Source organism: Microbacterium sp. F01 (genome assembly GCF_056156365.1).
In genome coordinates, this window is record NZ_CM149592.1 from 3,623,067 (window position 1) to 3,635,883 (window position 12,817).

A 12,817-nucleotide genomic window follows, 5' to 3' on the forward strand; every position below is an offset into this window, starting at 1 on the left:
GGGTACAGCTCAGCGGCTCGGGCCCACCCCGAGCCGCCCGCCGCGCTCGAGTCCTCGGAGAGCGACCTATCGCAGCATCAACCGGCCGCGGCAAGGTGATGGACGACGACTTCGGCCAGTCGTTGCACTTCCACATGCGTCGTCACCAAGGGTGGGGAGAGGACCATGTTCTTTCCCGTCATCCGCACGATAACGCCGTCGTCGCGGCATTGATCCTGCACGCCGGCGATGTTCTCAGCTGTCGTCTCGATACCGAACAGAGTGCCCAGCGACCGCACCTGGGCGATGTGGGGCATCTTCTCCAGAGGAGACAGTTCCTCCCGCATCCATCGGCCCACCTCCATCCCGCGCTCGATGAGGCCTTCCCTTTCGATGATGGCGATGTTCTCCAGCGCGACCGCGGCGCCGACCGGGTGGCCGTTGTAGGTGAAGCCGTGCATGAACGCGCCCCCGTCAGCGAGGTCGAGTACCCGCTGGCCGATCAGCACCGCCCCCATCGGGACGTACCCGCTCGTGATGCCCTTGGCCGTGACCATGATGTCGGGCTGGATGTCGAAATGCTGGGCTCCGAACCAGTGCCCGGTCCGGCCGAACCCGGTGACGACCTCATCCAGGATGAGGAGGATGTCGTGGCGCCGCAGAACCTTCTGAACCCTCGGCCAGTAGTCCGGGGGAGGAATGACCATCCCGCCCACGCCGAGAATCGGCTCTCCGATGAACGCAGCGATCTTGTCGGCTCCGACCCGCGCGATCGTCGACTCGAGGTCCTCGATGAGCAGATCGGTCTTGTCCCGACCCTCGTGAAGGTCCCCCGGATGTGCTAGCCATTCGACACCGGGGATCAGCGGTCCTACACCGCTGGTGAGATTCGGCAGTCCGGTGACCGCGAGAGAGGCTCCGCCCATCCCGTGGTAACCACCGTGGCGCGCGAGAATGCCAACTTTCGAGGGGCGCCCCGCATGAATCTGCGCGAACCGAGCCAGCTTGATGGCAGTCTCGTTGCCTTCTGACCCGCCGCTGGTGAAGAACACGCGCTTCATACCGGACGGCGCGATCTGCAGCAGTCGTTCGGCGAGCTGGATCGCAGGCGCATTCGAATAGTCCCCGAATGACGAGAAGAACTCGAGCCGCTCCATCTGCTCTGCCGCGATGCGGCCGAGTTCGGCTCGACCGTGGCCGATTGGACACTGCCAGAGGCCGCACGTGCCGTCGACGTACTCCTTGCCGTCCACGTCCCACAGCTTGGCGCCTCGCCCGTGCGACATGATCACCGGAGGCCGGGGATTGTTGATCACCGACATCGGATGGACGATCGACGCCTGATCGCGTTCTCGAAGTGAGGCGGCCGTCGCGGTGGTTTTCACATCAGCGTACGTAGTGGTCATGGTGATTCCTTGTGGGTAGTCATTCTTCGTCGAAGACTGATTTCAATTTGGCCATCGCGATGTCGGCGCGAACCAGTCGCTGCAGCCGTTTGATCGCCTCCTCCGTCCGCGCAGGGTCGCGAGTAATGAGCTGCTGCAGCGCGAGACCGTCCAGCGCGGCGAAGACCACGCGTGCCAGGGGCTCTGTTCGATCAGCACCGGCGAGCTTCAGTTCCGCTTCAATCCCTTTCACGAAGTCGTCGTAGAGATCCTGGACCTCGCCGATGTACTCCGGCTTGCGGAACGCTTCGAGGATCATCTCGTACTGATAGCGCTCTTCTTCGTGTGCCTCCTCGACGATCGTGGCGAGATGGCTTCCGATGTCGTCGATGTCGCCAGTGCCCGGACTCACCCGCTCGACGGCGTCGCGGTTGCGAGCCTTCTCACGAAAGGCAGCTAGCAGCAACGCATCCCGTGTGCCGAAGTAGTGAGTGACAAGTCCGTGGGTGACTCCGGCCTCAAGTGCAACGGCCCGATAGGTGAGGCCCCGCAATCCTTCGCGAGCGACAACTCTCACGGTTGCTTCCAGAAGTGCTTCCCGGCTCTCGTCTCTAGCCACGGGGCTCCTAGCTGTAGATGGCGATGATCAGTGTTGTGTCTGCACGAGCTCGAAGAGCGTTGTGCGGTAGTCGGCAAACTCCGGCAGGTGCCGAGTCTTGACTTGGTTCCGGGGCCGAGGAAGATCGATGACCTCGACAGAGCGGACCGATGCGGGGGCGCGGGTGAGAACCACGACACGATCAGCAAGGTAGACGGCCTCATCGATGTCATGAGTGACGAAGAGGATGCTGATGCCGAACTCCGTGCGCACGCGCAGCAGGAGATCCTCAAGCTCGAATCGTGTCTGCGCGTCCACCGCTGCGAACGGCTCATCCATCACGAGACAATCCGGATTGTAAGCCAAGGCTCTGGCGATCGCGACGCGCTGCTGCATCCCACCGGAGAGCTGCCACGGGTACTTCTTTCCCGCACCATTGAGCCCCACCGCGGTGATCGCCTCGCTCACGCGGGCCGCGATCTCGGCCTTGCTGATGCCCTTGCCGCGAAGCGGGAACGACACGTTACCTTCCACGCTCATCCAGGGAAACAGCGAGCGAGCGTAGTCCTGGAATACCACAGCCAGGCCCAGCGGAGGCTCCACGATCGGCTCGCCCTCGAACAGCAACTCACCACTCGATGGGGAGAGGAGGCCCGTCAGACAGTTCAAGAGAGTCGTCTTGCCGGCCCCGCTCGGGCCGACGACGCACACGAACTCACCTCGATTGAGGGTGAGAGTCACGTCCTCGATTGCGGTGAAAGCCTTCTCGCCGGTGCCGTAGGTCTTCGCGAGATGACGAATCGAGAGGATCTCCTGCGCAGTGTCAGCCATTGGTCTCGTCTCCGCGATTGCGGTTTCTTGCATGATGTTATCCATTCACAATCTCAGGCACGGGCGTCGTGGGTCGCGTGATACCAGCGCAACACCCGGCGCTCGACGGGTTCGAAGAGGAGGTTGAGAAGGAGTCCCAGCAGGCCGAGCATGAGAATGCCCGCCCACATATCGGCGACTCGGAACTGTTGCTGTGCTTGGAGGACCAGGAACCCGACGCCGTTGGTGGACGCCAGCATCTCGCTGACGACCATCACGAGAAGCGCCGTCTGCAGCCCCACTCGCAGCCCCGTCATGATCTGAGGCATCGCACCCGGGAGAGTGACAAACCAGAATCGGCGTTGAGTCGAGATGCGGAACACGTCGTCGACGTCCTTCCACCGAGGATCACGAGCCCGGACTCCGTCGATCGAGTTGATCAGGATGGGAAAAAGCGTCGTGAAGGCGATGATCCAGACTTTCATCTCCATATCCAGCCCGAACAACAGCATGAAGAGCGGCAACAGTGCCGGCCCCGGCAGAGATCGGAAGAAGTGGACCATGGGTGCGCAGAATGACCGCACACTCGGGTTGAGCCCGAGCAATAGCCCACCGAACACCCCTACGACGGCAGCGATCGCAAAACCCAAGAAGAAGTTGATGAGGCTCGGCACGAGCGTCGACATGATCTCCGGACTGAGGAAGAGTTCGCCGAACCGCTCGAGAATCCGCGACAGCGGCGGAAAGAAGAACAGTGTGCTGTTGGCCGATCCGAGCCACCAGGCGAGGAGGAGAACCGCGGGAAGGACGACCGCCATCACGATGCGCGTGGCGCGCGCGTTCATGCTTTGACCCCCCTTGCGCTCCCGGCCCAGAACACGACGCGTTTTTCGCTGTACTCCAGAAGGAGGTTGATGATCACTCCGAACACACCGGTGATGATGACGAATGCGTACAGATCATCGAACTTCAGAGCGGACTGGGCGCGCCTGATCTCGTACCCAAGACCCGGAACTGCTCCCACGAGCTCGGTCACCACGCTCAAGAGCAGCGCCGTCACCGCGGCCACGCGCAGGCCCGTCGCCACATAGGGAGCCGCGCTCGGGAGGACGACGGAGGTGAATCGACGTACCGAGCTGATTCTGAAGGTTCGTGCGGTGTTCCACGCGACGGAGTCCACGTTTCGAATGCCATAGATCACCTGAATCAGCAGCGGCCAGATGGTTCCGAAAACGATCAGGCCGAGCTTCATCTCGACTGTCACTCCGAACACCAACAGAGCGAGCGGCAGCAGAGCCACCACGGGGATGGGCTTGAGGAACTCGATCGTGGCGTACAGCGTGCGATGAAGGAAACTGCTCAGCCCGATGATCGTGCCCAGAGGTATCGCGATCACGCAGCTGATCGCAAGCCCCACGAGGGCGCTGAGGATCGTGAGCCCGAGCGCTTGCCAGAAAGCGGCCGTTCCCATAAGGACCGGAATCGCGGCGAGCGCGTCGGTGGCCGGCGGCAGTGCCGACGAACCGACGAGTCCCGTGCGGGTCACGGCTTCCCAGATAACCAGCACCGAGAGCACTCCGGCGACTCCGAGAAGAGTGGCCCGGAGGCCCGCGGGCGGAACCTTCCGCCCGCGGCCCCGAAGCAGAACGGCCGTAGGTACCGTGCTGGTGCTGTTACTGGTCAATCTCGTGAACCAACTCTTCCAGCGAGGGAGCCTTGTCGATGAACCCGAATTCCACCAGCAGGTCCGCCTGGTCGGAGATGGATTGACCGTTCAGCTGCGACGTCAGAACCGTTCCGAAGCTCATCGTCTCGATCTGCTCGGCGGACAACCCTGTGTAGTCCGGCATCATGGCCATCAGTTCGTCCGGGTGCGCCTTCGCGTACTCGATGCTCTTGTCCATCGCGCGAGCGAACGCCGCCGCGGCTTCGGGGTTGGCGTCTAGCCATCTCTGAGTCGCCGCCCACGCGGTGACTGACGCGTTCGGAACGATGTCAGCTTCCGGCGCCGCGATCGAACGCCCACCGGCGGCGAGCGTTGCGGAGAGGAAGGGCTCGGTGGGGACGATGGCATCGACGTTGCCGGTTTCGAGTGCCTGCTGCATCTGCGGGAAGGGCACCTGCACGATCTCGACGGACGAACTGTCGCCACCGTTTCGTTCGATGTCCGCCACGGTGACCAGGTTCATCAGCGACCCGAGTGCGGGCACCGCGACCTTCTTGCCGTTGAGGTCTTCGAGGCTGTTGATGGGACTGTCATCCAGGACGACGATGCCCGACGACGGGTCCTCGGGGTCGATGACGCCGTCGACGGATGCGAACGCGCGGAGGTCTGCGCCCTCCGAGACGGCCGTGGCGAGGAATGGTGCCGTGGTGAACGCGACGTCGAGCTGACCGCTGGTCAGCTGCCCCCCGAGAGCTGCCGGGTTCTCACCTTCCGTGACGGTGATGTCGAGACCTTCGTCCTCGAAGAATCCCTGCTCGACGCCGAGCTGGAATGGGGCGGTACCGACGTAGACAAGGTTGCCGACCTTGACGGGCGTCAGTTCCCCGTCGGCGCCCTGCGTTGCTGCAGGTTCCGCCCCCGCGCAAGCAGCGAGAGAGAAGGACAGTGCCGTTGCCGCAACGGCGACGAGGGCGAGACGCGCTGTGTAGTGGTGCTTCATTGCATTCCGTTCTGCTCATCTTTGAATGTGGCGCCTGGGGCGGGTTATCCAGACGACTAATGATATCGCGCTGTGCCGCCGATTCAAAGAACTATTTCTTTGCCAAGTGGATAACAACTCTTTGGCCTAGTCGAACACGATGACGCTTCTCGCGACTCCGCCGCGCACCAGATCGCCGTATCCGTCTTGGATGTCGGCGATGCCGATCCGCCTAGAGACGAGATCATCAAGGTTGAGACGCCCCTGCTTGTACAGCTCTGCATAGAACGGGATGTCTCGTGCCGGATTCGCGGAGCCCATGTAGACACCCCTGAGCGCCTTCTGCGCACGAAACAGCTCCGCCGCGCTGAGGTGGACCTGGTTGCCCGGCTTCTGCATGCCGACGGCGTAGACGGTGCCCCCCACCCCTGCGAAGTCGATCGCTTGACGCGCTGTCTCTTGAAGGCCGATGACCTCGAAGACATGATCGGCACCCGACGACCTCAACAGGTCACGTACTCGAGAGCCGAGATCACCGGTAGCGGGGTCCAGCGTCGAGGTCGCCCCGAACCTCCGCGCAAGATCACGTTTGGTCTCGTGCAGGTCGATCGCGATCACGTGCGAGGCGCCGGCGAGGACGGCTCCCTGGACGACGTTCAACCCCACCCCGCCGCAGCCGAGAACGACAACACTCTCCCCCGCCTGGACGCGAGCTGTATTCAACACGCTTCCCACCCCGGTCAGCACGCCGCACCCGAGCAGGCAGGCCCGGTCGAGCGGGATGTCGTCGTCGATGCGGACGAGATTGTTCTCGTGCACGAGAACCATCTCGGCGAACCCACCGATGTTGCCGATCTGGGTCAGCGCCTGCTTGCCAACTGTCAAGCGCGGCGCGTCCTCGGGTGCCCGCGTGACGGCACTTGGCGAGCTGCACTGGTACGGCTTGCCCGCGCGGCACCGCTCGCAGCTGCGGCAGTAACTCACCAGCGATGCCACAACATGATCCCCGACCTGCAGATCGGTCACGCCAGCGCCCACGGCCTCTACAACACCCGCGATCTCATGACCGAGCACCGCCGGCATCGGAAACCCGAAACCGTGGTGCATGATGTGCAGATCGCTGTGGCACAGTCCGCTCGCTTTCACTGCAACCCGAACCTCTTTGGCTCTTGGGTGATCGATGTCAACATCCATCACCTGGAGCGACTCCCCGACGTCGCGGAGTACCGCGGCTTTCATTACTGTCCTTCCCTATAGACGGTGACTCCGCGCGCGATGGTTTCGCGCACGGTGATCCCGGCGATCTGCGCGGGCTCGATATCCAGCGGATTGCGGTCGAGTACGGCCAGGTCGGCCGAGAGGCCTGGAGCGACGCGCCCGGTCTCGCCCGCGAGACCCGCAGCATCCGCTGCTGCTGACGTGTACGCCTCGAGCGCCTCCTGCGGCGTGATGGCCTGCTCCAGCCAGAGAGCACCGGGATAGCTGCCGGAGGGGTCGGCTCGCGTGACCATGCTCGCCATCCCATGCCACGGTGAGGGCGTGTCGATGACCGGCCAGTCACTGCCACCTGCCACCACGACGCCCGCGTCGAGCATCGCCCGGTGAGGGCTTCGGAAATGCGCGATCTCGGTGCCCAGCTCGCGTTCGATCGACTGCGTGATGCTGGACGGGTGCCAAACCGGCGGCGAGGCGTCGATGGATATTCCCAGTTCGCGCAGTTCGTCGATCTCGCTCAGCGCGATGTTCTTGGCGTGCGCGAACTGCACGAGCTGAGTGAAACCACGGGCTCGGGCATCCCGTACCCCCGAGAGGGCCGTAGTGACAGCGAGGTCGCCGAGCGTGTGGATCTTGGCGCCGAGGCGCGATCGCTGGAGAGACACCAGGATGTCTGCGAGCTCCGACGCCGTGTAATTGAGCACGCCGTGCGGGTGCTCTGTGGCCGTCGCGTATGGGTGATGGTAAGCGGCCGTATGGGAGGACGGCACTCCGTCCAGGAAGATTTTCACGAACTGCGGCAGGATCGCGCCGGACTCTCCGGCACCAAACCGACGCGCGGCCGCGACGAGTTCCGCGCCGACTGGTTCGACACCGAAACCAGGATCGTTGTAGAGCAGAGACGCGACGACGCGCAGGCGGGCTTCGCCCCTGTCTCCGAGCGCGACGAGCGATTGGAGGACTGCGAGCGACGTCGCCGCATCCTGAACGGTCGTGACGCCGAAGCGGTTGTACCGGGCCATCGCGGCCAGGAGGGCCGCTCGCAGTTCATGCGGCCGTTGATCCTCCGCGGCCGCGCGCTCAGCGACGACGCTGGCCCCTTCCCAGAGGACTCCCGTCGGGCGACCATCCTCGGATGCCACCCGTCCCGCCCCGCTGAACTCGAGCGAACGCATGCGAGCGAAGGCCGCCGAGTTGACGACTCGATTGTGGTAGGTCTCGTCACGCATCAGGAGCGGGACCTCTCCCGTAGCCCCATCGATGAGAGCGAGACTCTCACGACTGTCGAGCGCTGAGAGGAGCGAACTGGGTACGGGACCGGCGACGAGCCACCTGCCGGGCTCGGCCGAACGACCTGCGATGCGCAGCAAATCGGCGAGCGCCGATACCGTGAGTGTCCCGCGAGGAATCTCGAGTTCCGTAAGTCCGCGCGCACCACCCTGCACGAGATGGGTGTGCCCGTCGATCAGGCCCGGCGTGATGAACGCGCCCCGAGCATCGCTCACTCGGTCGGCGGCTCCAGCGGCCGACGCGCGGCCCGTGCCGCGATCGGTGATGATCCCGCCCTCAAGTCGCACCCAGTTAGCCAAGGGAAGGTCGGGGTCGCACGTGATGATCTGCGCGTTCTCAATGCGCACGGACGCGTCACTCACGGGGACACACCCCGCCTCAGATCGCGCAGCAAAGTTGTGGTCATCCTCATCGTTGAGCACCTCCGGGAACGGGTCGAGGTCTGTCATCCACCTTCGGTTGTCAGAGGAGGCACAATCAATGGAGAACTTCCGCCCATGCAAAGTAGGTTTGCTGAACAATGCCGTCGTTCACACTTCGACAGCTGGAGTGCTTCGTCGCCGTCGTGGAAACGCAATCCGTGGCAGCGGCTGCCGCGCGGCTGTCCTCCTCCACTGGTGCGGTGTCCCTCGCGCTGACTGAACTCGAAAAGGCGCTGGGTTTGCCCCTCACCGTGCGTCAGCGGGGAAAGGGCACCACGCTCACCGCTGCAGGACGGCGCGCATACTCGCAGGCGACGGCACTTCTCGAGCGGTCCCAGGCGCTCAGCGAACTCCAGCACGAGATGGCAGGTCAGCTGTCGGGCGAACTGCGCATCGGCTGCTTCCTTACGCTCTCCCCCTGGTTGATCCCCCGCGTCATCGACCATTTCCGCGCTCACTATCCGGGCGTTCGCGTCGTCCTGGAGGAAGGGGATTCCGCAGAGTTGCTCACCCGCATGAAGGCGGGAGAGCTGGACATCGTTCTCATGTACCGGAACGGCGTCCCCGACGACGTCGACTTCGCGGAAGTCGCTCCCGTTCGCCTGCAGATCGCGATCGCCCCCGGTCATCCCCTCGCCTCGCTCCCGGCGATCCCACTTCAGAGACTGCGCGGCGAGGCTGCCATTCTCCTCGCTCTGCCGACCGCAACCGGGTATGTCGAAGAGATGCTGAGGAGCGCCGGGCTCCAGCTCGACGTGCGCTGGCGGTCGTCGAATGTTGAGACGATTCGCGCAATGGTCGCCCGCGGCCTGGGGTACACCATCATCATGGGGCGGCCGCAGGGTGATCGCACCTACGATGGATTGCCGCTCGCGTACCGCCCGATCGAGGGCGACATCCCCCGCAATTCTGTCGTGATAGCGCACGAGCGGGGCGCGCTGTCGTCCCGGAAAGTTCGCGCCGTGGTCACGTTTTGCCAGCGTGAGTTCGCGTTGGAGGGCGTCCCGGTGCAGTAGCCGTGAGGCACGGCTGTGCGCCGGTCACGGCCTCGCTGCGACGATCCTCAGTCGAACGCTGGGACGACAGCGTTGCGGTGATAGGAAAAGATCACGCTCGTTCTCGTCGAGGCGACGCTCGGCTGCGACGACAAGTGCTCGACGACGACCGTGCGGAGCGCCGACGAATCGGCTACTGCGATGTGAACCAGGAAGTCGTCGGCGCCGCCGACGAAGAAGGTCTGAATGACCTCAGGAAGCTTGTCCACTTCGGCGGCGAATGCGGCAATGCTCTCCTGCCGGAAGCCAGGTCGAAGAGTCACCCCGATCATCGCCTGCAGCCCCCGTCCAAGCGAAGCCGGGTCGACAGCAGCGTGGTAGCCGTCGATGACTCCGCGGTCTTCCAGCGACCGCAGCCGCGCATGGGTCGTCGACGCGGCGACGCCCGCTTTCGCCGCAAGCTCAGCGTTGGTCCGCCGCGCGTCCTGGGCGAGCTCTTGGACAATCAGTGCGTCGATTGAATCCAGCCCGCCTGTCCGCAGATTCTTCGCCATGCGCCAACTCTCGCATCGTCGTTTTCGAACGGATTCACAGAATTCTGCCTTTGGGGGAACGATTCTACGGTCAACCTCACGAGTTGACGAGGATTATTTCACAATTGGGGCAATGACGATGCAAGGAGGCTCGCAGTGATAATTGGTATTCCCGCCGAGATCAAGAACAACGAGAGGCGTGTCGCGATCACTCCGACAGGTGTGGACGCGTTGACGGCGAACGGTCACTCGGTACTGATCGAACGAGGGGCCGGGAACGGTTCTCGCATCAGCGATGATGCATATGTGGTCGCTGGAGCCACGATCGTCCCGCACGCGGAAGACTTGTGGTCGGAGGCGGACATGGTCGTGAAGGTGAAGGAGCCGATCGCGGCGGAGTACCACTACCTGCGGCCGGATCTCACGCTCTTCACATATCTGCACCTGGCGGCGGACCGCCCGCTCACCGAGGCGTTGATCAACTCCGGGGCGACGGGGATCGCCTACGAGACCGTGCAGTTGCCGGATCGCACACTGCCGCTCCTGTCGCCCATGAGCGAGGTGGCCGGTCGCCTGTCGATAGCCGTCGGCTCTCACGCGCTGCTGAGCGCGCAGGGCGGCCGGGGCGTATTGCTCGGCGGCGTTGCCGGCACGCGACGGGCGAAGGTCGTGGTGATCGGTGGGGGCGTCGCCGGGGAGCACGCCGCCGCGAACGCGATTGGCATGGGCGCGGATGTCACGGTCATCGATCTGTCACTCCCGAGGCTCAGAGAGTTGGAGCACCGCTACGGGACGGCGATTCAGACGCGGGTCTCGACCCGCCTCGACATCGCGGCGGAGGTCGCCGACGCGGACCTCGTCATCGGATCCGTCCTCGTCCCTGGCGCTGCCGCCCCGAAGCTCGTCACTGACGACATGGTCGCACGGATGAAAGCCGGTGCAGTGCTCGTCGACATCGCCATCGATCAGGGAGGCTGCTTCGAGGGCTCGCGGCCTACTACGCACGACGCGCCCACTTTCGAAGTCCACAGCACGCTTTACTACTGCGTGGCCAACATGCCCGGCGCAGTCCCGGAAACGTCCACGCGAGCGCTGACCAATGCCACCCTCCCCTACCTCGTTGCCCTTGCCGACAACGGGTGGGAGAAGGCCGTTGCGCAGGACGCTGCTCTCGCGGCTGGAGTGAACGTCCACGGAGGCCGGATCCAGAACGCGGCTGTAGCCTCCGCGTTCGGATGAGAGAGGACCGAGTGATCACCCCGGTCGCTGCACCATCGTGGGCCGGCACAGCCACGTGCCGGCCGACCACAGGCGAGCTCGGCGCGACACGCTAAGTCGGCGCGGAAGCCGGGTTCGGCCTCGCCATCGCTCTGGCGAGGCCGAACCCGGCGGGCAGCGGCGACCGTCGCCCGGTCAGCGAGAGATGACCTTGGCAGCCGCGACCGCCTTCAGCCCCGCAGTGCCGAACTCCTGGCCATACCCCGAGGCCTTGGTCCCGCCGAAGGGCACCACGGGGTTGAGAGGGCCGTGCTGGTTGATCCACACTGTGCCGGCCTGAAGCTGCTTGGCGATCTCCATCGCGGCATCGGCGTCGGAGCTCCAAACAGACGCACCCAGCCCCTGATCCGATGCGTTCGCGCGACGGATCGCGTCCTCCACCTCGCTGTAACGGACGACGGGAATCACCGGCCCGAACTGCTCCTCGTCGACCAGCGCTACGCCGTCGTCGATGTCGGCGACGACCGTCGTCCGGTAGAAGAGCGGCCCCAGGTCGGGCGCGGGCTCACCGCCGACCACCACGCGGGCACCATGACGACGAGCGTCCTCCACAAGCCCCTCGACGATGTCGAACTGGGACTGGTTCTGCAGCGGACCGAGCATGTTGCGTTCATCGAGCCCGCGCCCCATCGGTGTCGCCTGCGCCAGTTCTGCCAACCCATCCACGACCTGGTCGTAGAGCGAGTCGTGCACGTAGAGGCGCTTGAGCGCTGCGCATGTCTGACCAGTGTTGAGAAAGCAGCCCCAAAACAGATCGTTCGCGATCACCGCCGGATCAGCGTCGGGCAACACGATCCCGGCGTCATTTCCGCCGAGCTCGAGCGTGAGCCTCGCCAGGTTCGCGGCCGACGACTGGACGATCCGACGCCCTGTGGCGGTCGACCCAGTGAACATGATTTTGTCGATCCCAGGGTGGCTGGCGATCGCCGCCCCGACCTCGCGGTCACCCGACACGACAGTGAGGACGCCCGCAGGGAGATGACGATTGAAGATCTCCCCGAGCGCCAGTACCGAGAGCGGCGTGTACTCGCTTGGTTTCGCCACAACTGTGTTTCCCATGCGCAGGGACGGTGCGATCTGCCACACCGCGATCATCATGGGCCAATTCCACGGGCTGATCGCGCCGACGACGCCCAGAGCATCGTAATAGATCTCCGCACGCGCACCGGGCGCATCGAAGGCCACTTCGGACTCGAGCACGGTATCGGCCGCGCTCCGGGTCCAGGTCGCGCACCCGCCGACTTCGAACCGCGCATTGGGCCCGGCGAGCGGTTTTCCCTGCTCGCGCGAGAGCAACTGAGCGAGCTCCTCGGCATGCACCTCGATGTCATCGGCGATCGCATGCAGGATGCGCGAACGCTCGGCGTGACCGAGTGCGTTCCAGGCCGGCTGTGCGGTTCGGGCCGCCGCGACCGCCGCATCGAGGTCCTCAACCGTGTGCACCGGCGCGTACCCGATGATCTCGCGGGTCGCTGCGTCAGGAATCGCGCGCCCCTCCTCCTGGGACACGGTGATGGCATCGAGTATCGATGTCGTGACGGTCATGTGATCCTCCTCGATCGGTCCTGATATCGATTTTCGTCCGCGGTCGGGCGATCGGTTTGCCGGTCCGCGCACTGCGGTTGCACGTGGGCGTACCGCTGACATCGAAGACACGCCCCGAGCGC

General features: G+C 64.4%; 12 protein-coding genes. 2 read left to right on the forward strand and 10 right to left on the reverse strand.

Going from position 1 to position 12,817, the window contains the following annotated elements; genetic code table 11:
* Nucleotides 1-77: 77 nt before the first annotated feature.
* From ACVN90_RS16775 to ACVN90_RS16810, 8 genes are all read right to left on the reverse strand, one after another.
* Nucleotides 78-1,385, reverse strand: coding sequence for an aminotransferase family protein (locus ACVN90_RS16775; RefSeq protein WP_475099337.1), 1,308 nt, complete (start codon nt 1,383-1,385; stop codon nt 78-80).
* A gap of 19 nt (nt 1,386-1,404) precedes the next feature.
* On the reverse strand, nt 1,405-1,983 hold the full coding sequence (locus ACVN90_RS16780) for a TetR/AcrR family transcriptional regulator (RefSeq protein WP_475099338.1): 579 nt from the start codon (nt 1,981-1,983) through the stop codon (nt 1,405-1,407).
* Nucleotides 1,984-2,010: 27 nt separating this feature from the next.
* Complete coding sequence (locus ACVN90_RS16785) at nt 2,011-2,793, reverse strand: ABC transporter ATP-binding protein (protein WP_475099339.1); 783 nt, start codon at nt 2,791-2,793, stop codon at nt 2,011-2,013.
* Between the two features lie 53 nt (nt 2,794-2,846).
* Nucleotides 2,847-3,617 carry an ABC transporter permease gene (locus ACVN90_RS16790; RefSeq protein ID WP_475099340.1) on the reverse strand — a complete coding sequence of 257 codons (771 nt, stop codon included), beginning with the start codon at nt 3,615-3,617 and terminating at the stop codon, nt 2,847-2,849.
* Entirely contained in the window at nt 3,614-4,348 is a 735-nt protein-coding gene (locus ACVN90_RS16795) for an ABC transporter permease (protein ID WP_475099341.1), read from the reverse strand. Before ACVN90_RS16795 ends, ACVN90_RS16790 begins: the two co-directional genes overlap by 4 nt.
* Nucleotides 4,349-4,445: 97 nt before the next feature.
* Nucleotides 4,446-5,438: an ABC transporter substrate-binding protein gene (locus ACVN90_RS16800; RefSeq protein ID WP_475099342.1), complete on the reverse strand. Its 993-nt coding sequence runs from the start codon at nt 5,436-5,438 to the stop codon at nt 4,446-4,448.
* Between the two features lie 126 nt (nt 5,439-5,564).
* The gene (locus ACVN90_RS16805; RefSeq protein WP_475099343.1) at nt 5,565-6,656 is read right to left on the reverse strand and encodes a Zn-dependent alcohol dehydrogenase; all 1,092 of its coding nucleotides are present in this window, start codon (nt 6,654-6,656) and stop codon (nt 5,565-5,567) included.
* Complete coding sequence (locus ACVN90_RS16810) at nt 6,656-8,371, reverse strand: amidohydrolase (protein ID WP_475099344.1); 1,716 nt, start codon at nt 8,369-8,371, stop codon at nt 6,656-6,658. Before ACVN90_RS16810 ends, ACVN90_RS16805 begins: the two co-directional genes overlap by 1 nt.
* A 71-nt stretch (nt 8,372-8,442) precedes the next feature.
* Between ACVN90_RS16810 and ACVN90_RS16815 the strand changes: the two genes are divergently transcribed.
* Complete coding sequence (locus ACVN90_RS16815) at nt 8,443-9,360, forward strand: LysR substrate-binding domain-containing protein (protein WP_475099345.1); 918 nt, start codon at nt 8,443-8,445, stop codon at nt 9,358-9,360.
* A gap of 47 nt (nt 9,361-9,407) precedes the next feature.
* On the opposite strand, the gene ACVN90_RS16820 is transcribed toward ACVN90_RS16815, so the two are convergent.
* On the reverse strand, nt 9,408-9,893 hold the full coding sequence (locus ACVN90_RS16820) for an Lrp/AsnC family transcriptional regulator (RefSeq protein ID WP_475099346.1): 486 nt from the start codon (nt 9,891-9,893) through the stop codon (nt 9,408-9,410).
* 135 nt (nt 9,894-10,028) lie between these two features.
* On the opposite strand from ACVN90_RS16820, the gene ald reads away from it, so the two are divergent.
* Complete coding sequence (gene ald, locus ACVN90_RS16825) at nt 10,029-11,111, forward strand: alanine dehydrogenase (RefSeq protein ID WP_475099347.1); 1,083 nt, start codon at nt 10,029-10,031, stop codon at nt 11,109-11,111.
* A gap of 174 nt (nt 11,112-11,285) precedes the next feature.
* On the opposite strand, the gene ACVN90_RS16830 is transcribed toward ald, so the two are convergent.
* Nucleotides 11,286-12,695, reverse strand: a complete 1,410-nt coding sequence (locus ACVN90_RS16830) for an aldehyde dehydrogenase family protein (protein ID WP_475099348.1) — start codon at nt 12,693-12,695, stop codon at nt 11,286-11,288.
* Nucleotides 12,696-12,817 lie beyond the last annotated feature (122 nt).

What these genes read in the sequence shown, in the direction of transcription:
- ACVN90_RS16775 (WP_475099337.1), bottom strand. Translation starts at nt 1,385, where the DNA reads ATGACCACTACGTACGCTGATGTGAAAACCACCGCGACGGCCGCCTCA.
- ACVN90_RS16785 (WP_475099339.1), bottom strand. Translation starts at nt 2,793, where the DNA reads ATGGCTGACACTGCGCAGGAGATCCTCTCGATTCGTCATCTCGCGAAG.
- ACVN90_RS16790 (WP_475099340.1), bottom strand. Translation starts at nt 3,617, where the DNA reads ATGAACGCGCGCGCCACGCGCATCGTGATGGCGGTCGTCCTTCCCGCG.
- ACVN90_RS16800 (WP_475099342.1), bottom strand. Translation starts at nt 5,438, where the DNA reads ATGAAGCACCACTACACAGCGCGTCTCGCCCTCGTCGCCGTTGCGGCA.
- ACVN90_RS16805 (WP_475099343.1), bottom strand. Translation starts at nt 6,656, where the DNA reads ATGAAAGCCGCGGTACTCCGCGACGTCGGGGAGTCGCTCCAGGTGATG.
- ACVN90_RS16810 (WP_475099344.1), bottom strand. Translation starts at nt 8,371, where the DNA reads ATGACAGACCTCGACCCGTTCCCGGAGGTGCTCAACGATGAGGATGAC.
- ACVN90_RS16815 (WP_475099345.1), top strand. Translation starts at nt 8,443, where the DNA reads ATGCCGTCGTTCACACTTCGACAGCTGGAGTGCTTCGTCGCCGTCGTG.
- ACVN90_RS16820 (WP_475099346.1), bottom strand. Translation starts at nt 9,893, where the DNA reads ATGGCGAAGAATCTGCGGACAGGCGGGCTGGATTCAATCGACGCACTG.
- ACVN90_RS16830 (WP_475099348.1), bottom strand. Translation starts at nt 12,695, where the DNA reads ATGACCGTCACGACATCGATACTCGATGCCATCACCGTGTCCCAGGAG.